16 protein-coding genes and 1 tRNA gene are annotated in these 20696 nt (G+C 48.5%); 5 read left to right on the forward strand and 12 right to left on the reverse strand.

Annotation, left to right across the window (positions count from 1 at the left end; all coding sequences use genetic code 11):
- Positions 1-71 precede the first annotated feature (71 nt).
- The 4 genes from recQ to IZU26_RS02765 all read right to left on the reverse strand — a co-directional run bounded on the left by recQ (position 72) and on the right by IZU26_RS02765 (position 4107).
- On the reverse strand, positions 72-1976 hold the full coding sequence (gene recQ / locus IZU26_RS02750; protein WP_433276580.1) for a DNA helicase RecQ: 1905 nt from the start codon (positions 1974-1976) through the stop codon (positions 72-74).
- Between the two features lie 76 nt (positions 1977-2052).
- Entirely contained in the window at positions 2053-2949 is an 897-nt protein-coding gene (locus IZU26_RS02755) for an Rpn family recombination-promoting nuclease/putative transposase (protein WP_433276582.1), read from the reverse strand.
- Position 2950: 1 nt separating this feature from the next.
- The gene (locus tag IZU26_RS02760; protein WP_433276584.1) at positions 2951-3802 is read right to left on the reverse strand and encodes an IS3 family transposase; all 852 of its coding nucleotides are present in this window, start codon (positions 3800-3802) and stop codon (positions 2951-2953) included.
- The gene (locus IZU26_RS02765; RefSeq protein WP_310822440.1) at positions 3799-4107 is read right to left on the reverse strand and encodes a transposase; all 309 of its coding nucleotides are present in this window, start codon (positions 4105-4107) and stop codon (positions 3799-3801) included. Before IZU26_RS02765 ends, IZU26_RS02760 begins: the two co-directional genes overlap by 4 nt.
- 154 nt (positions 4108-4261) lie before the next feature.
- Between IZU26_RS02765 and IZU26_RS02770 the strand changes: the two genes are divergently transcribed.
- Positions 4262-4344, forward strand: a tRNA-Leu gene (locus IZU26_RS02770).
- A gap of 239 nt (positions 4345-4583) precedes the next feature.
- On the opposite strand, the gene IZU26_RS02775 is transcribed toward IZU26_RS02770, so the two are convergent.
- Both IZU26_RS02775 and IZU26_RS02780 read right to left on the reverse strand, forming a co-directional pair.
- The gene (locus IZU26_RS02775; protein WP_433276587.1) at positions 4584-6284 is read right to left on the reverse strand and encodes a DUF438 domain-containing protein; all 1701 of its coding nucleotides are present in this window, start codon (positions 6282-6284) and stop codon (positions 4584-4586) included.
- A gap of 55 nt (positions 6285-6339) precedes the next feature.
- Complete coding sequence (locus tag IZU26_RS02780) at positions 6340-7371, reverse strand: formylglycine-generating enzyme family protein (RefSeq protein WP_433276589.1); 1032 nt, start codon at positions 7369-7371, stop codon at positions 6340-6342.
- A gap of 163 nt (positions 7372-7534) precedes the next feature.
- Here IZU26_RS02780 and IZU26_RS02785 point away from each other — a divergent pair, with 163 nt between their 5' ends.
- The 3 genes from IZU26_RS02785 to IZU26_RS02795 all read left to right on the forward strand — a co-directional run bounded on the left by IZU26_RS02785 (position 7535) and on the right by IZU26_RS02795 (position 10249).
- A complete protein-coding gene (locus IZU26_RS02785; protein ID WP_433276591.1) occupies positions 7535-8674 on the forward strand; it encodes a hypothetical protein in 1140 nt (379 codons plus the stop codon).
- Positions 8675-8766: 92 nt separating this feature from the next.
- Positions 8767-9336, forward strand: coding sequence for a hypothetical protein (locus IZU26_RS02790; protein WP_433276593.1), 570 nt, complete (start codon positions 8767-8769; stop codon positions 9334-9336).
- A 76-nt stretch (positions 9337-9412) separates the two neighbouring features.
- Positions 9413-10249, forward strand: a complete 837-nt coding sequence (locus IZU26_RS02795; protein WP_433276595.1) for a hypothetical protein — start codon at positions 9413-9415, stop codon at positions 10247-10249.
- A gap of 174 nt (positions 10250-10423) precedes the next feature.
- On the opposite strand, the gene IZU26_RS02800 is transcribed toward IZU26_RS02795, so the two are convergent.
- From IZU26_RS02800 to IZU26_RS02815, 4 genes are all read right to left on the reverse strand, one after another.
- Positions 10424-11983: a YifB family Mg chelatase-like AAA ATPase gene (locus IZU26_RS02800; protein WP_433276597.1), complete on the reverse strand. Its 1560-nt coding sequence runs from the start codon at positions 11981-11983 to the stop codon at positions 10424-10426.
- 182 nt (positions 11984-12165) lie between these two features.
- Positions 12166-13968, reverse strand: a complete 1803-nt coding sequence (locus IZU26_RS02805) for a hypothetical protein (protein WP_433276598.1) — start codon at positions 13966-13968, stop codon at positions 12166-12168.
- Positions 13969-13974: 6 nt separating this feature from the next.
- A complete protein-coding gene (locus tag IZU26_RS02810) occupies positions 13975-14937 on the reverse strand; it encodes a hypothetical protein (RefSeq protein ID WP_433276601.1) in 963 nt (320 codons plus the stop codon).
- Between the two features lie 786 nt (positions 14938-15723).
- Positions 15724-16278: an anti-sigma factor antagonist gene (locus IZU26_RS02815; RefSeq protein ID WP_021330803.1), complete on the reverse strand. Its 555-nt coding sequence runs from the start codon at positions 16276-16278 to the stop codon at positions 15724-15726.
- A gap of 165 nt (positions 16279-16443) precedes the next feature.
- On the opposite strand from IZU26_RS02815, the gene IZU26_RS02820 reads away from it, so the two are divergent.
- Positions 16444-17196, forward strand: coding sequence for an RNA methyltransferase (locus tag IZU26_RS02820; RefSeq protein WP_433276604.1), 753 nt, complete (start codon positions 16444-16446; stop codon positions 17194-17196).
- Here IZU26_RS02820 and IZU26_RS02825 read toward each other — a convergent pair.
- Together IZU26_RS02825 and IZU26_RS02830 are read right to left on the reverse strand one after the other, a co-directional pair.
- Positions 17193-18950 (reverse strand): ABC transporter ATP-binding protein, encoded by a 1758-nt coding sequence (locus IZU26_RS02825; protein WP_433276606.1) that lies wholly within the window; start codon positions 18948-18950, stop codon positions 17193-17195. The two genes, IZU26_RS02820 and IZU26_RS02825, sit on opposite strands and share 4 nt — an antisense overlap.
- A complete protein-coding gene (locus IZU26_RS02830; RefSeq protein ID WP_433276608.1) occupies positions 18923-20668 on the reverse strand; it encodes an ABC transporter ATP-binding protein in 1746 nt (581 codons plus the stop codon). The genes IZU26_RS02825 and IZU26_RS02830 overlap by 28 nt, the downstream gene beginning before the upstream one ends.
- Between the last annotated feature and the right edge of the window lie 28 nt (positions 20669-20696).

A 20696-nucleotide genomic window follows, 5' to 3' on the forward strand; every position in this document is an offset into this window, starting at 1 on the left:
TACTTTTGTAAGTATAAACCGTGAGAATTGTAACATGAAGTATATCGGTTGTCAAATAAATATGCCGATTTTTACTCATTTTTCACGATGCGTATGATCGCACTGCCGAAGCGGTCGGCTTTTACCGAACCGATGCCGTATACGCGGGAAAGTTCCACGTCGTTTGTCGGTTTCTTGGCCGCAATATCGGCAATCGTCCGATCTCCGAATATGACGTACGGCGGCACGTTTTCTTTTTCGGCGATTTTTTTGCGCCATGCTTTGAGTTCCCGCGCGATGCGGAGCGCATCTCCGTCGCTTTGATCGACGATTTTTGACGGGAGCGATTTTTTTGCAGCTTTGCGCGAAAAGCCGAATGAAGCGGATCCGAAAGATGATGCTGCGGATTTTACTGCCGGAAGCCGATCTTCTTCTTCGAAAGCTCCGAGAAAAAGCGGCAGTTCGATTTTTTCACGCAAAGCCAAAGCGCGCTTTGCTTTTTGCGAAAGAGAAAGCACTCGGTAGTCTTCGGATTTATGAAGATAGCCCGCATCGACAAGCGCTTCGGCAAGCGTAAACCAATCGCTCTTCGGAAAATCCTTTCCGATACCCCACGTCGAAATTGAATCGTGTCCGTTTTCCGCAATGCGTTTGGCACGAGAACCCGTAAGCACATCGACGACGTAGGACGCGCCGAAACGCTCACGCGTACGGAGAATGCACGAAAGAAGCTTTTGAGCGGGCAGCGTCACATCGACCGAAGGAAGCTCTCCTGCCGCACAAACGCTGCAGCACGAAGACGCATCCTGACTTACACCTTCTTCGCCGAAATAGGAAAGCAAAAACCGTCGGAGACATATCTTTGACGATGCATAAGAAATCATGCTTTGCAAAAGCCGTTCCGATTTTTTGCGGTCGGCGCTCTCGTCGAAAAACCAGCGGATTTTCTGAACGTCTTCCGCGCCGTATAAGAGCAGCGCGTGAGCAGGAAGTCCGTCGCGCCCCGCCCTGCCGATCTCCTGATAATATTGTTCGACGGATTTCGGAACGGAATAATGGATGACAAAACGCACATTCGGCTTATCGATTCCCATACCGAATGCGACGGTTGCAACCATGATGAGCGCTTTGTCGCGGATAAACGATTGCTGATGCGATGCGCGCTCGGCGTCGCTTAATCCCGCGTGATAATTCAGCGCGGAAAATCCCATATCGCAAAGAGAACGTGCAAGTTCGTCGACTTCACGCCTCGAAAAACAATAGACGATACCGCTTTCATCAGGATGATTTTTAATAAAATGTACGACTTGACCGAGCGCATTGCGTTTCGGCTGCACTTCGAGAAAAATATTTTCGCGGTTAAAACTCGCGACAAAAACTTCACATCGTTTCATGCCGAGATTTTTAATAATATCGACTCGCACGGAAGCCGTCGCGGTCGCCGTCAGCGCAAGGCACACGGCATCGGAAAAAAGATTCCGCACGGAAGCGAGTTCGAGATAGTCGGGACGAAAATCGTGCCCCCACTCGCTGATACAGTGCGCTTCGTCGATCGTAACGCAGCTCACTTTGACGCCGTCGGAACAAAATAAATCTTTTAAGCGCTCCGTCGCAAGACCTTCGGGCGAAACGTAAACGAGCTTTATCTTTCCCGAACGGATATCGTCCGAAGCTTTTCGATAGTCGTCCCATTCGAGCGTGCTGTTTAAAAACACGGCGCTGACACCGTTTTCGGCAAGGGCGGACACTTGATCCTGCATGAGCGCGATGAGCGGAGAAACGACGATCGTCAGGCCGTCGAAGATGAGCGCGGGTATTTGGCAGCACAGCGATTTGCCGCCGCCGGTCGGCATAACGGCGAGCGTATCCTTTCCGGCGAGCACCGACGCGATAATCTCTTTTTGAAAGGGCCGAAAAGAATCGTAACCGAAAACGGCTTTCAGCACCCGCTCCGGCTCCGCACCGATAAAGTCGGCCGCACCCGCGTTGTGTACCATAAAAATAATTATAGCGTTTCCACGGAAATCAATTTTTACCTAAAAGGCCGGATGTCGAGCTTCACAGCAAACACTATTACAGTTTTTTGATTTCCGCTTCCGAGAGACCGGTCATCCGCTGTATAAAATCGACAGAACAGCTTTCTCGCTGCATCAGCTTTGCCGTTTCCCGCTTTGCTTGATATGAACCCGCGGCGATACCGTCGCGTCTGCCTTGTAAAAGTCCGTCTCTCCTGCCTTTGCGTATTCCCGTAGCAACGCCCCGTTCAAAGCCGATCTTTTCCCCCTGCTGTGAACCCTCTCTTAGTAAATCATCTTTCCAAATATTCAACGACATATACCAGCTCCTGAACTTTTCGTTCCGTTTCGCTTTTTCGACAAGCTCATCGATGTGCTGTGTAAAACCGCTCGTCGCCCGCCTCTCGCAAAGATACTCCAACAATGCACTCGATTCAGGTTCTTTTTCTTTACCGTAGGCACCCACATTATAAAATACTTTATACGATTTGTCATCAAGAAGAATGCTGCCGTCGGCGGTACAGATATTACGAAACTCGTAAGCGGGTAGGCCTTTGCCGAAGGGATCCTGCGTACAGATAAAAATGACGTAGCTCTCTTTCAGTTCGGCGTAGCTTTGTCCTCTCAAGAGGTTATCGACATCCATAAGGCTTTGGTAATAACGTGCACGTTTGGGAAGAGAGGGCGGAAGTGACGTTTGTATTTCTATATCGAATACGCGCTCTGGGTCTGAGACATAGACGTCGAGGCGTATGCCCTTGCTTTCGTAAAAGGGTGCTATTGTTTTTTGCAGCGAGGGATATTCGATTTTGCCGACTTTGATATGCAGGAGCCGTTCGATGACGCCCTTACAAATCGCTTTGTTTTTCATGACCGTGCCGAACATAAAGTCGTCGGTAAAGGTGAGTTCGTCGACGGGTTTATGGGGAGAAACTTGTACACCATTAATAGACAAGTTAAATTACTATTTTATAGAAAACATCATTCGGGCATTGATAGCCGATGCTCGAATGAAGCCTGACACTGTTATAATAAAGCTCAATATATTTGACGATAGTCATCTTTGCCTCATCAAACCTCATATGCCTTATCGAAGGCATTTCCCGTTTCAGCGTTTTCCAAAAGCTCTCAATAGGCTGATTGTCCTGCGGAACTCCCGGACGTGAAACACTTTTCATAAAACCCGCTTCTTCAACCAACTGTGTTGTTTCTTTCGAAGTGAACTGAGCTGCGCCATCCGAATGATAATAAGGCTGTTGGGCAAGACGGGGATTTCTCCCATACGCCATAGTAAAAGCATCATGGACAATGCTTTCCCTCATATGCAAAGCAATAGCCCATCCGACAATACGCCTTGTTCCTACATCAATTATTGCGCATACATACAGTTTTCTGCCTGCTATCCTAAACTCACTTATGTCGGAACTCCACAGTTTATTAGGCACAGTTACAGCAAACTTATCTTTAATCAGATTTTGCCTTATAATTTTTTCTTTGGCATGCACTTTCTTTTGCTGTACCGCTTTTTTACTTTTCTTTCTGCCCCCTTTGGCTATTAACCCGTATTTTTTCAATATACGGCTGATTTTCCATTCACTCACCTTTATTCCGTTATTGGCGAGTTCTTTTTTTATGCGTATCCTTCCTGAATTACCATCATTTCTTTTAAATGTGGAAACGATGATCTTTTCAAGTGCGCTTTCTTCCTCTTTTATCGACCGTTTTGGCCGGTAATAACTGCTACGCGAAACTCCAAGTATTCGGCATACTATGCTTACTTTTTCTTGAGGAAAAAGCTTTTTGGTCAATTTGACTTGTTCGCTTCTTGTTCCGCATAGTATGCCCGGAGTTTTTTTAAGATTTCATTCTCCAGCCGTAAGTATTCGTTTTCCTTTTGTAGCCGCTTCAGCTTCGCTTCTTCACTGCGAAGTTTGCCTGAACCGACAAAAGCTTCTTCTCCATAGGCTTCATACAGACCTATCCAACGATACACAAGCTGCAATCCTACATTAAACCTTTCGGCTACAATCCTCACTGGCATCTTTGATTCAAGTACCAGTCGACAAGCTTGCTCTTTCATTTCCTTTGTATAATTTTTGTACACTCTTCCCATAATTATTCCTAATTATATCTGTCTACTTTTATTATACAAGTTTCAGGAATTACCCATTACACATTAACAATTACTCATTGAAAATTGATTTCCGTGAGCGTTCCACCGCGCACTTGCAAATCTACTTCTCTTTCGGTATAGTAGTACCTGCCGCGCCGGCATGGTGGAATGGTAGACACGAGGGACTCAAAATCCCTTGGCCGCAAGGCCGTAAGAGTTCAAGTCTCTTTGCCGGCAACAAGAAAATATTCCATATCGACATATAAATCAATTATTAATAAAAATGCCGCACATTCGGAGACAGAGACTTGAACTCCGAAGCTCGCGCTGAGCAGGTGCGAAGAAGAGGCGGCAGGATGCCGCCGGAAGCGAGCGGAGGCGTTCCCGCAGGGAGTGTACAGGATGTACACGAGCGGAGGGATTCAAGTCTCTTTGCCGGCAAACAAAAAGGCGGGCTTTGCGCCTCTGTGTTCGATTTATTTTCCGTCGTGAGCTTTTATCTTCGCTTCGATCGCCGCGATCAATTCGTCCATCGGCATTTGACTGCGCTCGCTCATCATAGAAACGGTCGCCTTCGAAATCATAATGCGGGCGAGCGGCGTCTGAAGCATTTTAAATGCGGGATTGATCGACGGAAGTTCGGCTTTCAACCACGGGTAGGATGCAAGCAAATCCGAAAGCTTCGTTTCGCTTTTGAGCGGGAAGAGCTTTGCACCGGTCGTACTTGCCGAAGAATTTGCCATGTCCCCGTTTTCCGAAGAATGTTCCGGCGCAGCCGCCTCTGCTTCGGCTCCTTCTTTTTTCGGCAAGCTTTCCGCGTCCGATGCATTGCTTCCCGAAGCGGCATCATCGGCATTGCTGCGCGGAGAACCACCGGCTGCATAACCGCTCTCTTTTTTGCCGCTGCTCCACGTCAAAAGCGTCTGCGAGCCTTCGAGACTTCTGATATGCGTGCAGTCCTGCATCATCTCCAAAATGCCGCGGAAGCGCCCGTCGGCATCGCGCACCGCGATATACGTGATATAGATAAAAAGACCGGGCTTATTTATCCAAAACTCCGCTTCGCTCTCTTCGCCGCTTCTGAATTTTTTAATAATTTCTTCGACGATGTGAACGCTCGCTTTCGGATGACAATTTTTTACGTCGCGACCGATAACGTTTTTGCTGCGCGGAAATACACGGTGTTCGGTATCGGTGTAAAAGCGGACGATTTCATTTTCATCGACATAGGAAATATCGACCGGCATGTGTTTATAGATCAAATTGATTTGATCGAGCGTCAAGCGTCCCGTCGTAACGTCGAATTCTTCGCCGGCGGAAGCTGCGTAACCGTGTTTTTGTAAAAGCTTTGCAAGGTCGCTTGCAAAATCGCCGCTTTCGCCGGCCGAATTTTTCGCATCCGCACAGCTGCCGTTCGAAGAAGCAGCCGCTCCGCTTTTTGCGGAACTTGAGTTTACATCGATCCACGCAAAACCGATTTCTCTGTCGCCGATTTTCATATCTTCGAATTCTTCCGGAGTGAGCATCGCAAGAGAGGTCGGATACAAAATCGTGTTTTCTTTGGAAATCAAATCGCGCACGTCGGCGACGATCGTCGACTGCATCGCGAGAAAGGCATCGTCTTTACCTTCTTCCAAAAGCGTGCGCGCGTCTTTTATCTCGTCGCGGATAAAATCGTCGAGTGTCCACATCGTCGTCGTCGGGCGGTCGAAGCCCTTGCGCTCAAGCATGGAATACAGTTGATTTTGCTTGCGGGAAAAGTGCAGACGATACTGCGCCAGCTTATCGTAGATTTCGAGCCATTGATTTTTGATGAGCGGGTATTGAACCAAATCTTCGATTTCAAGCATGATTTTTAAAAGCGCGTCGTTTTCGCGGTAATAGCACATAATCGGATGGTCGGCCGGCAGATCGGGGCGGGATGTGTCCATGATATCTTCAAAAAGGACGAGCATGCTTTGAATATTTTCTTTACGGCATTCGTCGTCTTCGAATTCTTTAAGCTCCTGCTCGGCAACGGCGATTTCCGCAGGCGTAAGCTTTTTTACTTTTTCCTTTAAAATCCGCTTTGCCTCTTCCAGGCTCATACGCCCGCCGTTGTACGCTTCTTTTATTTCCAAAACCGTTTTCAGTTTTTCTTTATCGATATCTTTAAGATACTGCATCATATTTTCCATAAATAACCTCGTGCGTGATTTTAGCATTTTTGCCGTACTGTCGATACGCCCGCGCTTACAAACTGCGCGCAAGGCGAATTCCGACAAAATTACTGCGGCGGTACGGATAGTACCGATCGAGACGCGATACCGCGCAATCATAGGCCGCATTACGGAAGCTGCCGCCCCTAACGACTCTGACTCTCTCATCCGGCGGCGACGGCGGCGGCCCCCCGTGCGGATCTTCTTCCATATCGATTTCCCCTATCAAAGGAGTATTCCAATCGAAACACCATTCAGCAACGTTGCCCGACATATCGTAGAGACCGAGACTATTCGGATTCCTCGTCCCAACCGCATGTGATTTTGTATCGCTGTTTTTTTCATACCAACCGTATAGACCGAGATTTACATCGATTCGTCTATTTCGAAAATGCTCCGGTTCAAGCGGCGTACACTGCGTTCCGGAAAACGCATATTTCCATACAACGCTTTTCGCGTTGCCGCCCCGCGCGGCAAATTCCCATTCGGCTTCCGTCGGAAGCCGAAAACCGCTGCCGCCATCAAAAACGACCTCATCCCATTCCGTATTTTCCGTATCGGGAATTTCGTCGTATTGAATCGTTTCCCAATCAATAGTTTTATTGTCTATGCGGTAATACGGTTTCAGCCCAAGCTTTAAGCTCAATTTATTGCAAAAGACGATCGCATCGTACCAATTTACCGTTTCTATCGGGCGCAGCCTTTGATCGCTGCCGGTGTTAAAGTTACTCGGATTATGCCCCATAATCGCATTGTACAGCTCTTGCGTCACTTCGTACCGTGAAAGCATAAACGAACTGAGTCTGACCTTTCTGCCTTTGATAAACCTGCCGGCAAGCAGCTCCCCACCTTTACAATAAGTCGCCCAGCTTGAATCGTCGTCTATAAAAATTTCAGCTTTTGTGTTTTTTGGAACAATTTCCGCAAACGACGTTTTTTCAAACGTTTTACCGTCAAAACTTATTCCGCTCTCCGCCGCCGCGTCGTTTTTACACGACAGCAAAACGATCGCCGCCGTAAGCACAAGCACACCTGCAATCCATATACGATTTTTACGGTTTTTCATACGTCCCATCCTAAATGCATTTACTATAATCGGAATAAAAGTCGATGTCAATAAGTTAGCCAACGGTAACACTAAAATCGCTCGAAGGGGCTTGCGCAGAACGGCGAAACAATATATATTTCTTAGTTAGCTTATGCTAATAACAAATAACAGGAGTATTGAAATGAAAAGAAATGTAATAAAGCACATCAACGCGCTTTTTGCTTTGGTTGTCTGTACGGGATTCGTGTTCGCATCCCTTATGGCAAGCTGTAAAAACAGCACCGGCGGCGATGATGAGATCGTTAAATCCACCGAAAAAACACTGATCGAATTCTCGTTCGAAAAGGCGCACAACACTTCATTGAGCGCGGACGTAAAAGGAATAATCAATGAAAAAAAGAAAAGCGTATCGGTAGAAGTGCCGCACGGTACGGATAAAACAAAACTGAAAGCATCTTTTAAAATCAGCGATAACGCACAGCTTTCTATCGGTTCAATCGTACAGCAAAGCGGTGTAACCGAAAATAATTTTTCAAATACCGCAACCGGAGTAATCTGTACCGTTAAAGCGGAAGACGGAACGGAGCAAAACTATACGGTTAAAGTATATATCGAAATAAAACTTCCCGAATTCGGATTTAAAGAAGCGGATAACACACCGGCGCTTTCCGATGATGTAACTGTAGCATCGAAAACAGTATTTATCGGATCGCTCGGGGGACAGAGGGTAATCGTCATGAAGCTCCCCGTCGGAACATCGGAAGCTTCGCTTTCAACGCTTAAACCGTATTTTACCGCTTCTGCGGGGGTAGACCTGTATGTCGGCAGCACGAAACTCGTAAGCGGAGTCACTCCGGTCGATTTTTCCGATCTGCAAATGGGTGTAAACATTAAGGCAACGGCAGCCGACGGCGAAAGTGTTCTATATAATGCCGTTGTAGAAATCGATTTGCCGAACGCGAATCAAACCGATGTCCAAAAGTATTTCGGATCGTATTACGGTACGATACCGGGATTGGGCGATGTTATCATCGTTCTTGAATGGAATAAGGTTACCCTGTATTCAAAGAGTATGAGCATGGATTATGTGAATGTCGAATGGGAAAAAAAGGCCGACAACACATACACATGCTCAACCTACAAAAGGGATAAACCGCAGATTAAGAATTTATTCGGTAAAGGCGGTTACGATTTTATCGAAGAGGGAGGCAAGATCACAGTAAAGACGAATATTATGTCAACCGACACGACTGCGGTAAAAGGAGATGATTTTGTGTGGACTGCAGAGAGCGGATATAAACAGGTAACTATGCATATCTAAATTTTACGGATACATACCGTGTTTTTTAAGCGGACGGCGGCCTTACTATCCGTCGTCCGTATCATACGGATTTTTTATACGAGAAAACAGAAATGAAACGAAATAAAATACTTTTTGCATTCATTTGCTCTTTTATGTTTTTCGCCGTGCTCGGTGGCTGTAATAACGTCAGCGAAAACGGCGAAACGGGCAATGTCGAAGAAAAGTTCATACCGGACGATATTGTTGACAAAAAATTGTCCGATTTGCCGGTTGAACAACAAAAGGAAATTGAAAAATTATACGGTTGCTATTGGATGAACGGAATAAAAGATAACTGCGTTGAAATCGGAGACGGCAGATTCGCCGTATATTCAACCGATATGAGTTTCGGCTATGTGAATTTTCGTTGGGCTAAAGTTTCCGATATGTGGGTTTGCTGTTCATACCATAAAACGGATTTTGATTATACCCCAAAGGATAGAAAAGTTATTTTAAAATTTGTAAAAGACGGCGACGGCAATTTTAGACTTTGGCAATATGCCGTTCCGATGAATAACAAATCGGGACCTTTTATCAAAGGCAAAAATGTTGAAGAAATTGAAAAAGACGGCGTAAAATTTTATGTCTATGACAGAACCGATCCGACTTCGCCGAAAATGAAGGCACCGACAGAACTTTAGATGCGGAAACGCCGAGCGCGGTATGTTCCCTGCGGATACGTACCGCGTGTAATTTTTATACCGACACAGGAGAAACATGAAAAATATCATATATCGCGATCGCTTGATATGCGCTGCGCTTTGCATCGGGATCGCGTTGACCGCTTTTACCGGCTGTAAAGATAACACCGACGAAAAACGATCGTCGGAAAAAAATCTTACATCGTTTGCATTCAAAAAAATTAACAACGATTGGTTAGACGGGGATATCATCGGTACCATCGATGAAAGTTCACACAGTGTCCGTATAACGGTTCCGGAAGCCGCATATAAAAAGCCTGCAGGCCAAAACGGCAACAGAACATTTAAAGCGACCTTTACGCTGAGCCCTAACGCAAAACTGTACATAGGCACGGCGGAACAAAAGAGCGATGTAACGGAACGATTATTTATCGATGACACGGAATACAAAGTCATTGCCGAAAACGGGTCGTCAAAAATATACACCTTATACATAAAAATCGAATACGAAACGCCGACAGTAGATCCTGTCGACGCCGAAAAAGTAAAAAAATTATACGGCACTTATCGCGGAACATTGAATTTTGAGTCCGTACCGTATTCTATGTGGGTCGTTTTCGACGCCGAAAAATCGATCAGTTATTCCAAACCGATGAGCGCATGGTATACAAACATGCAATGGGAAAAGGTGTCCGAAACCGAATGGATTTGCAGAACATATCATAAAAAAGATTTTAAACGAGAAACGGTAAGCAATACCGCGCGTTTTAAAATCGGCACAGACGGTAAAATTACCTGTAAAATGACTGTAGCGCCTATGAATAATGCCGAAAGCACGGATATGGAAAAGGGAAACGATTATACTTTTTCTCCCGATGACGGAAACGGATTCAGCAAGCCTAAAAAATATTAGAGAACGTTTAAAAACTTAAACAGCGCGGCACTTTTAACTGCGAGTTTTCCGTTGAAAACTCGCACATACACTGCACTCGCTCGAAATTTCGCGCTTATGCGTTCATTACGAGGTATACATACAGTGTTGCGGCATTCTCGGATTGGGATATGCCGCATTTTTTGGCGCACCGCCCTACCCGTCCGCATTTTCCGGCAAAAAGCCCGTGCACGCTTTTCGATATCGTATCGCTTCTTTTACGTGCGTTTCCTGTATGACAGGGCAGCCTGCCATATCGGCTATCGTACGCGCAAGTTTTATACAGCTTGCTGCGGCGCGCGGAGAAAATCCGCAGCGCATCGCCGCGTTGTCGAGCGACTTTCGCCCGGCGGCACTCATCGGACAATGGCGCGCAATTTCTTCCGGCAAAAGCTTTGCGTTTTTTTTGCCCTGTCTCTTCCGCTGCGTCTTTACCGCACGGGCGATTTCCATGCGCAATTCGGCAGTCGTCGTCCGCGCGGCGTCATGCGAGATCCCTTCGTTGTCGACGAAAATGCGCATATCGATGCGGTCTAAAAGAGGTGCTGAAAATTTATTCCAATAGGTTTCGACGGCGCGGGCGCTGCACAGACAGATTTTCGATTTCGATCCGAAATTTCCACAGGGACAGGGATTTGCCGCCATGAGCAGCTGAAACGACGCGGGATAAACCGTCGATCGGCCGGCGCGAGCAAGCGTGATGCGTCCGCTTTCGATCGGTACGCGGAGCATTTGCAAAACCGACGAACGGAACTCGGCGGCTTCGTCGAGAAAGAGTACGCCGTTGTGTGCAAGCGATATTTCTCCGGGAATACAGCGCGCTCCTCCGCCGCACATGCCTTCGATCGTCGCGGTTTGATGCGGCTGACGAAACGGAGCGATCCTGACGAGAGGTTCGTTTCCGCGCATGAGTCCTGCAATCGAATAGATGCGCGTAACGGGCTGCGCTTCTTCGACGGTAAGCAGCGGGAGCAGTGCTTGAAATTTTTGCAGCGCCATCGTTTTGCCGCAGCCGGGCGCACCGATCGCAATGAGGTTATGTCCTCCGGCGGCCGCAATCTGCAAGCCCCGCACAAAAAAAATTTGCCCCGCCACATCGGCAAATTCAAAACCTTCGGTAACGGGCGGAAATAGCACGCCCTCCGTTTCGACACAGTCCTCCGGCACAAAGGCGTTTTGCAGCGAAGGGCCGCGCTCTGTAAAAACTTCATCCGAAGCGAGCGCGGAAAACGCATCTTCGAGAGACGCCGCTCCGTACACTTTCATACCGTGCACTTCGCGCGCTTCGTCTGCGTTCGAAAGCGGTACGATGCATTTAAAAATACCCGAAGCGGCGGCAGTGGAAGCGGCCGCATGAACGGCACGCACGCCTCGCACATTTCCCGAAAGTTCGAGTTCCCCCATGACGAGGACGGAAGGCGAATCGGAAAACGAATCTTTTCCGCTGCGAGCTTGAAGCACGGCGAGCGCAATCGCCAAATCGAAGCCGGCGCCTTCTTTACGCATATCCGCGGGCGATAAACTGACGAGTACGCGCTCCGGCGGAAAGTCGAAGCCGGAATTCTGTACGGCAGCTCTCATACGCTCGCGTGATTCTTTTACCGCGCCGTCCGCAAGTCCGACGATATCGACGGCGGGAATACCGCGCCTGATATCCACTTCGACCGTAACGAGTGCGCCTTCGTACCCGAACGGAGAAAACGAAAAAATCTGCATACGCGTTATGCTCCCTGCACATATTGGAAACCTCTAAAAACTGCAGTTTTTAGAGATAACTTTGAAAATGCGATTTCCTTAAATAAGATCGTCTGCAACCGTGCAGTTTCGGAGCATGTGCATAAAGATTTTTTGAAAAAATACGTATCGTATACAACCTGCAAGCGAAGTTCGACGGCCGCCTATCCTTCGCTGCGCGCCAAAAACACGAGCGACACGATGAGCAATATGACGGCATATACGAGAGAGCCGAGCGGAAGGCAGTACGTGCCTGCAATACCGATGAATACGTAATTAATAATTTTAAAGAGCCACTGGAGCGCTCCGTACAAAACGTGCGCAAGCAGAGAAAAAAACGGAAATGCGAAAATCCACGACGTTTTAAACAGAACCGTTTCACCGATCCGGTAATTCCATGCGAACGATGCAAACCAGATAAAGACGATCAGCATAAACAACGGATACAAAATACGGTTCAAAAGCACTTGCCCGAACACTTCATCGGAGTAACCGAAGCGCTCGGCGTTTCCCACAAAGCGCAAAAGCGAAATCATATTCATGTATTCGGCGCCGCGGGAAACTTCGGCGAGCAATAAAAAGTTTTCATAAGACAACGGCAGCACGATTTGATCGCTCCTGCCTTTTTTATCGGGAAAAGCATAGCGGTAAAGCGGCCCTTCCGTTACGCCTTCGGTATCTCTATCAACCGATCGGAGCAGGATGTACGGGACGAAGTGCGCGCCGTCGGGTATGCCGAGCGCGCGTTTTGTGTCCGCGTCGAAATCGGCGGAAAGGACTTGGCGCATTTTTGCATAGGGCACGTAGATGCTGCCGGTGTACGTTCCGTTTGCATCGAGGGAAAAAATCGAAAGGGAGCGCAGATATTGCACAACGCCGCCGGAGCCTTTTACCGGAGTAATGCCTTTGATGTAGACGATCGTTGTCTCACCGTCCTCTTTTTTAAGCGAAAAATACACATCGTCTGCCGTTTCGAATTCCTTCGCATCGATTATCTCGTCGATAAAAAAATATTCGGCATCGAGCCGCGCATGTGCGATCGCAAGGTAACGCACGACATCGGGATCGTTCGCGTTTTCGCGCGATTCGAGCGAAAGCGTACGAAAAATATAATACGCTTTGAGATTATCGCCTTCGGAGAGTGCAGCATAACCGGAAAGTTTCCGCGCATAGATTTTTTGCGCGTCGGTTGTTGCAGGCAAGTCCGCGGAAAAAAGCGCATTCCACGCATCCGCGGCGATGCGCTGCAGTTCCGCATAATTCGTATCGCGCCTCGTCGTAATCGACACGGCGCTTTGCGCCCAGTAGTGCGCGTCGAAATATTTTTTTTCGGCATACGCTTTTTCGGCACGCGCGCGGAGTTCCCGTACGGTATAGCCTTCTTCGCTCACGGGTTCGCTCGCCGTCTTCGGGACTGCCGTGCGCACGGTATTGTGCGCTTCGCGCGAAGCGATTTCGGTATCGCGGGAAAGAGTGAGCGCATCCGGAGAAGACGGATCGATTTTCAGTGCAAGCTCCGCGTAGCGATACGCGAGTTCTCCCTTTCCCGACTTTTCAACCTGCCGCCCGACGCGGACGTATTCCTGTACAAGGAGCGGCATCCGTTCGAGCTGTTTTTGCTTGACGGATAAAATCGGCGTTCCGATTTCCGACGCCGCAGTCAAAACAAGGGACAGAGCGAGAGATGTGACGACGACACTGCGATAGCGGCGGAACATCGCTTGGGAAAATCTTCGATCGCTGCCGTCCGGATTTCGCCCGAACGAAACGGCATAGCCGATGACAAAGCCCGTCACGGAAAGAGCGGGAAGGATACGGCAAAACAGCGCAAGTCCTCCGTAAAAGCGGTAGAGCGTTGCGGTTTTTGCAATGAGCGGCGGCAAGGTACCTGCAAACAAACGAAATACCATGCACGCGCAAAAAGCGAAGAGAAGATAGCCGATTAAAATCTGAAGGACGCGTTTCATAAGCGCTTACCTGTTCCTCTTAAATCGCTTTGCGCGGACGACTGCAGCGAGGCATCCGACTGCGATGCACAGGATTGCACTGCCTATATTGATGCAGATAAGGAGCGGATCGCCCAAGCGTACAAAAAACGAAAACGTTTTTGCAAGCGGCACAGCCGCTTGGCGCAGCCGCTCGAAATACTCCGAATGATACAAAAGATTGAACGACAGTACGCCGCCGTCCATTATCAAAAGGTACAAAATACCGACGAGACGCCAATCGCTGCAAAACGAAACGGCGTAGGTCGAACAGAGCGCAATCGCAAACGACAAAAAACCGAGCCACGCAAAGCGCCCGCTCCTCCATGCCTGTTCGGCGTGCAGCTCGATCGTATCGATGCCGCTGCCGATCCATACGGGAAAAGACGGCACCGTTTCACGGATGAGGATATCAGCGAAAGGCGCGCTTTCGGCTTCCATAACGCTCGTATCGATTTGCGAGAGGCACACCGCGTTTTCATCGCCCGTACTGTTGAGCACGACGGCGGTTTCGGGAGCCGGCGCATCGTGCAGCAGATAAGCGACTCCCCCGGAATACGGACGGAAATATCCGGCTGTGGGCGAGTTTTTCGAAGCGGGAGGCAATGTCGGTTCGGCTTTCCATTTAAATTCGATAAAGAGCGGAAACAGCACGATCCACGTTGCCGCGCACAAAATGATGTAAACCGCGACGGGCAAAAATCCGCCGCCGGAATGGCGGATACGATACAGGCTAAGAAAAAGAGGCGACAAAACGATAACGACAGGCACAACGATAAAAAAACCGCGGGCAAGCGCATACGCGTTGACGAGTTCGATCGGCCGGCCGGCAACGAGATGCGCCGTATTGAAATAGACCATATATGCGAGTTCGCCGACAACGATGCAGCACGCCGTAATCCCGATATATGCGGGAATGAGCAATAACGATTTTTTTACCGATTCGGCCATACTGTTTCCGCCCGTTCCGAAAAAAGACGTCCGATTCCGAAATGGAAACTCTCGAACGTACTGCTCCGGCTTTTACGGTTCAATTTCGAGTTTAATAAAACTCGAAATTTTCCAACCGTTTCGCTCTCCAACCGAATGGTGAGTTTCGAAAGCAAATAAAATTGTGCGAAAGGCAAGGTTCCGGCTGCGTGCCGTTTCGAGCGTTAGGCTTGCGGAAGCCTACCCTAAAAGCTCGACCGCGGCTAAGCGGACGGGTTCTTGCCGAAAGCACAACTTTATCAGATCATACTTTCCAAACTCGACATTCGACCTTTTATGATTATCGGCAGAAAGCGCTCATTTCGATATATCCGCACTTCTCCACATGCCCGTACACAGGATTTCCACAACTTATCCACAGGGGAACGACAGGCACGCGGCAGGCAGCCTATTTCACTGTAATACCGATAAATAGCCGATATCGCAGAGCAGTATACAATTCGTTGTATTATAATGATTTATAAAATTATCCGACAGCCGGACTGAAGTTTTTTACTTTTGACGGAAATTCGATATGGCAGGACGTGTTTTTCCATATTTTTCCACAACTTATCCACAAATCAACAACCCCGACGCAACCTCGCAGCGAAGCTTCAAGCGGCATCGGGTACAGTGCTCAACGTTTCGCACTGTATGTTCTCATAAGGTGGTTGCAGTCGGCTTTAATACCCTTTGTTACGACGCGGCATGTGAGATAACCCTCCGCACGAATAAAAAAAAGCCGGCATCGTCTGCCGGACTCATAAATTAACCGAGAGTAATCGTTCCCTCCGCGTCGATTGCGAGGATGGATTTGCATTCCGAACAGCGGAAGCGCCCCGCGCGCGTCGCCCTCAAGCGCTTCGTACACACCGGACACGCAAAAACTTTCGGAAAAACGCTGCCGGTGACGGGCGTACCGTTTTTGAAAAACGCGAGCGCATTTTCGAGCGTATCTTTGATATTGAAAAATTGAGAAAAGCCGAGGAGCTGAAACACTTCGGATACTTTCGGCTGAATGTTGAGCAGGACGATATCGCCGCCTCTCGGCTTTACCAATTTTAAAAACGCGGTAAACGAGCCGATACCCGTCGACGAAACGTAATTGAGCGAAGAACAATTAAAAATCAGATTGATATACCCGGCATCGACGACCTTTTGAATTTTCTTTTGAAAAAAATTTGAATTATACGTGTCGATATAACCGTTCAAATATATGCACAAACCGCTTTTTAAAGCATCGATCTTATCAAGAGAAATTTTCAAACTGTCGTCTTTTTCGTCATTAAAACCGGGAACCAAACTATTATTATTATTTATCATAAGCGTTAATTATCTCCAAAACACGCCGTTTAACCTTATCTCACAATAATACATCAAAATCACCATAATGTCAAATACATTAATTCTCGTCAATTCCGGCACACATTCGTATAAAACTATCGGCACATCTGGAGTATAATTGTAAAAGAAAGTATAGTGTATTTTATGGATTTAGGGAAGATATGCATCGTTCTCGTGCGCCCCGAAGAGAGCCGCAATATCGGAGCTGTGTGCAGATCGCTGGCAAACAACGATATCGACGATCTCCGTATCGTCGGCAAAAAAAGCGATTACGACGACGATGCGGTGCGTACGCTCGCGCTCCATGCAGCGGACATTTGGGAGAGCGCACGTTTTTTCCGTTCGATAACCGACGCGACGGCGGACTGTACGCTTTCTGCCGGTACGACGCGGCGGAGAGGTAAAAACAGAAAAGGCAAACTTTTGCTCCCTGAAGAATTCGCCGGAAAAGCGGCCGACATCTGCAATGCACAGGGCACCGTCGCTGCAGTGTTCGGAAACGAGCGCACGGGACTCACCGATGAAGAACTTGCCGAATGCACGCTCGGCGTTACGATACCGTCAAGCGAACGCTTCGCCTCGCTCAACCTTTCGCACGCCGTGCAGATAATCTGCTATGCGCTTTTTCGGGAAAAACACTGCGGCATCGCGGGGTACACGCCGCTTCCACTTTCGCGCATCGACACAACCGTTTCGCTTATCGCGGACAATCTGCAAAAAATCGGATTTTTCAGCGTGACGGGACGGCGCGATATGGAACATTTTTGGCGGGCAATCCTTTCGCGCGCGGCGCTTTCCGAAGGCGAAGCAAAATACATGGAAAAAATATTTACCAAAGCGGCGGGACTGGCATCTCGGAATAAAATTAATAATCAGATTAAAATCAAACATAATTAATAATTATTTTTTCCCGGGCGTTCACACGGCTCGCAGCCTTGCCGCCACAGCCGACAATATGCGCCGTCGGTTTCCGAAAGCAGCGCTTCATGCGTTCCAGCCTGTACGATCGCGCCGTTTTCAAAGACGAGGATTTGATCGGCGGATCGAATCGTGTTTAAATGGTGCGCGACGACCAACACTGTTCTGTCTTTTGCAAGCTCCGAAATCGCTTCCTGCAGCAACGCTTCGTTGACGGGATCGACGCTGCTCGTAATCTCGTCGAGCAGTAAAATCGGCGCATCTTTTAAAAACGCGCGCGCGATGGAGATGCGCTGCTTTTGTCCGCCGGAGAGTCCTGTACCGTTTTCTCCGACGATCGTCCGGTAACCGTCAGGCAGCGACACGATAAAATCGTGAATGCGTGCCCGCTTTGCCGCCCGAATGACTTCATCGTCCGCGGCTCCCGCTTTTCCGAGCCGTATATTTTCACCGATAGTATCCGCAAAAAGTTTGACATCCTGCATCACGATGCTCACGGAACCGAGCAGTTCGTCGTATGCCATATCGCGCACATCGACATCTCCGATACGAACGGCACCCTGCCGTACGTCCCAAAAGCGCAGCAGCAAATTCGTCACAGTCGTTTTTCCGGAACCCGACGCGCCGACAAGGGCGGTAAGCGTGCGTGCGGGTACGTAAAAAGAAATATCCTTCATCGCAAATCCGCCTTCTTCATATAAAAAGCCGACTCCGTCGAAGGCGATCGAAAATTCTTTCGGCATTTTCGGATGAGCGCTTTCACTGACAGCCGGAGCATCCATTATTTTTTTTATTCTCCGAAAGCTGTCCGTCACGGCAAGGTAATTCATCCAATGCGTTTCCATCGCGACAAAGGGCTTATAGAATTCCCTGCTTAAAATAATAAAAAGCAAATAACGCATAAGCGGCAAAGTCCCGTCTACGATGAAGAAAATGCCCACCGTCGCCGTAAGCCAAAACGTTGCATCGAGAAAAAAGCCGTATACCGAAAGCAGCGCCGCTTTGTATTTTGCAATCCGTTTCGCCGCATCGCCGAAAGCGCCTGCGGCGGATACAAGTTTTTCATCGAAGCGTTTGCTTTCGGAAAACGCTTTTAAAAGCGGAATACCTTTGACGTATTCTACAAACAAGCTTACCATATCGGCGAGCCTGTCTCCTGCACCGGCTTCCATCTTACCTGCCGTTTTCAATGCGCGGACAAGAAACGGCAGGGCAAACGAAATCCCGGCAATCGTGATCAGAGCCATCCGCATGTCCGCGAAAAACAAAAGCGGCAGCAAAACGGCGGAGACGATGCCGTCGGCGCACATCCTCGTCCACAAATGCCCGACGACCAATTCCATCGTATCGACATCCTTATGGATGATCGTGCCGATCTCTCCGAGCCGCTCATTCGTATAAAATCCGAGCGAAAAAGTTTTCAGCCGGCGGATGATCTTCGATCTGATTTCATACACGAGATCGAAACCTGCGAAATGTTTTTGCATGTCGGCAAATACGCAGCATCCGCACTTTATCAAAAGACAAGATCCGAACAGCAGTCCGTATCGGAGCAAACCGCCTTTTCCCGCACCGACGTCTTCCATAGCTTTCAGCACCGACAGCATCATAACCGCGCCCGAAAGCGCATATACCGTAAATCCCGCAATACTCAAAGCCAATGCGCACTTTCCTTTTTTTGTCAACGTATGCACTATCTCTCGGATCACCGCGTTTCCTCCTTTATATTCCACCTGTCCACTTTTTCCTGCGCACATACCATCGTTCGATAGAGTTCGCAGCGTTTTAATAATTCCGAATGCGTACCGCGGTCGATAATCCGTCCCCCGTCCATAACGACGATTTGATCGGCATCCCGTATCGCATTGAGATGGTGCGCAATCGCAATGACCGTTTTACTGCGGCTCAAATCCGCAAGCGCGTCCCGTATATACGCTTCGTTTTCCGCATCGAGTGCAGCCGTCGCTTCATCCAAAATCACGATCGGCGCATCCTTTAAAAACATACGGGCGACGGCGATCCGCTGTTTTTCGCCGCCTGAAAATTTGACGCCCGCTTCTCCCGCCGCCGTATCGTAGCCGTGCGGAAGCGCAGCGATACAATCATGGATGCGCGCCTTTTTCGCCGCAGAAAGGATTTCCTCCTTCGTTGCATCCGGTTTTCCGATTCGAATATTTTCTTCCATACTCATATTGAACAAAAAGACATCCTGCTGAACAGCGGAAAAAAGCGCGCCGAGCCGTCGCTCCGAAAGAGATTTCGTATCAACGCCGCCGATACGTATCGTTCCGTCGTCCGGCCGCCAAAATCCCATGAGCAAATTTGCGATCGTCGTCTTTCCGGAGCCGGAAGAACCGATGAGCGCATTTTTACTGCCTCTTTTAAAAACGAGATTTATATGTTCCAACGCGTTCCGTCTGCCGCCGTAGGTAAAATTGACATCAACAATTTCAATGTCGCCCCCGGAAATTCCCGTATCGATACGGCAGCTTTCGTCCCGTTCGACGACAGGCACGTTGAGAACGGAACCGATACCCTCCATCGCTTGATTGAATACGATGCCGTAATGCTGCAACGTCGCCGTCTTTGCGATCGAAGACGTAAAAGCGGATCCCAAAATAACGGCGAGGATAAAACGCTCGGCCGATAATTCGCCCGAAGATAAAAGCCGCAATCCGAAACCGATAACCAAAACGACGCCCGATTCCATAAACAGATCGATGAGTCCCATAGGAACGCTGATGCCCGCCATCGCTTTTTTCACCCAGAACACATAGTCTTTTGCGGAGCGGAGCGTCTTTTCCGTTTTCGTCTCTTCTCTTCCGAACGCTTTGATAACGGAAATATTCGAAACGTATTCCATAAGATTTTCCTGCATCGTTTTCGTACTGTCGGAAAATATTTTAAAATTCTTTTTCCAAAGCGGCGCAGACAGCGTTTTGACAAGCCACATACACGGCCCGCCCGCGATCATCAAAAGCGCAAGGCGCCGTTCCGATCCGAGCATGATAAAGAAAATAAGAGCAGGCATAAGCGTCGCCGACATAAGTTCCGGAAGCCCGTGTGCAAGATACGTTTCGGCTTGTTCCACATCGTGCTGTACGATATTCGTCAAATCGCCCGTTTTCCGTTCGTGAAAAAATCCGAGCGGCAGCTTTTTCAAATGTGCGATAATCCGCATGCGGAGTTCCGTAAGCGAATTGTATGCAGCTTCATGCGCTTTCCATACGGCGCCGTACGCGCACAACGCTTTCAGTACAAAACACAGAAAAACAGCGCAGGAAAAGAAACACAGCTTTCGTACGGAAAGCGTCTGCAACGCAGCGAGGGCAAATATATGTACGATGAGAATCTGCGGCAGTATGTCAAAAAGCGCTTTCAAGCAGAGCAATATGTTTGAAAGCCTGTTTTTCGCTTTTACTTTTTTGATAAGTTCGCTTTGCAGCGTCATAATCACTCCTTCTTTAGATTAAAAATGA

The organism is Treponema sp. SP13 (assembly GCF_050938355.1).
GTDB classification, from domain to species: domain Bacteria; phylum Spirochaetota; class Spirochaetia; order Treponematales; family Treponemataceae; genus Treponema_D; species Treponema_D socranskii.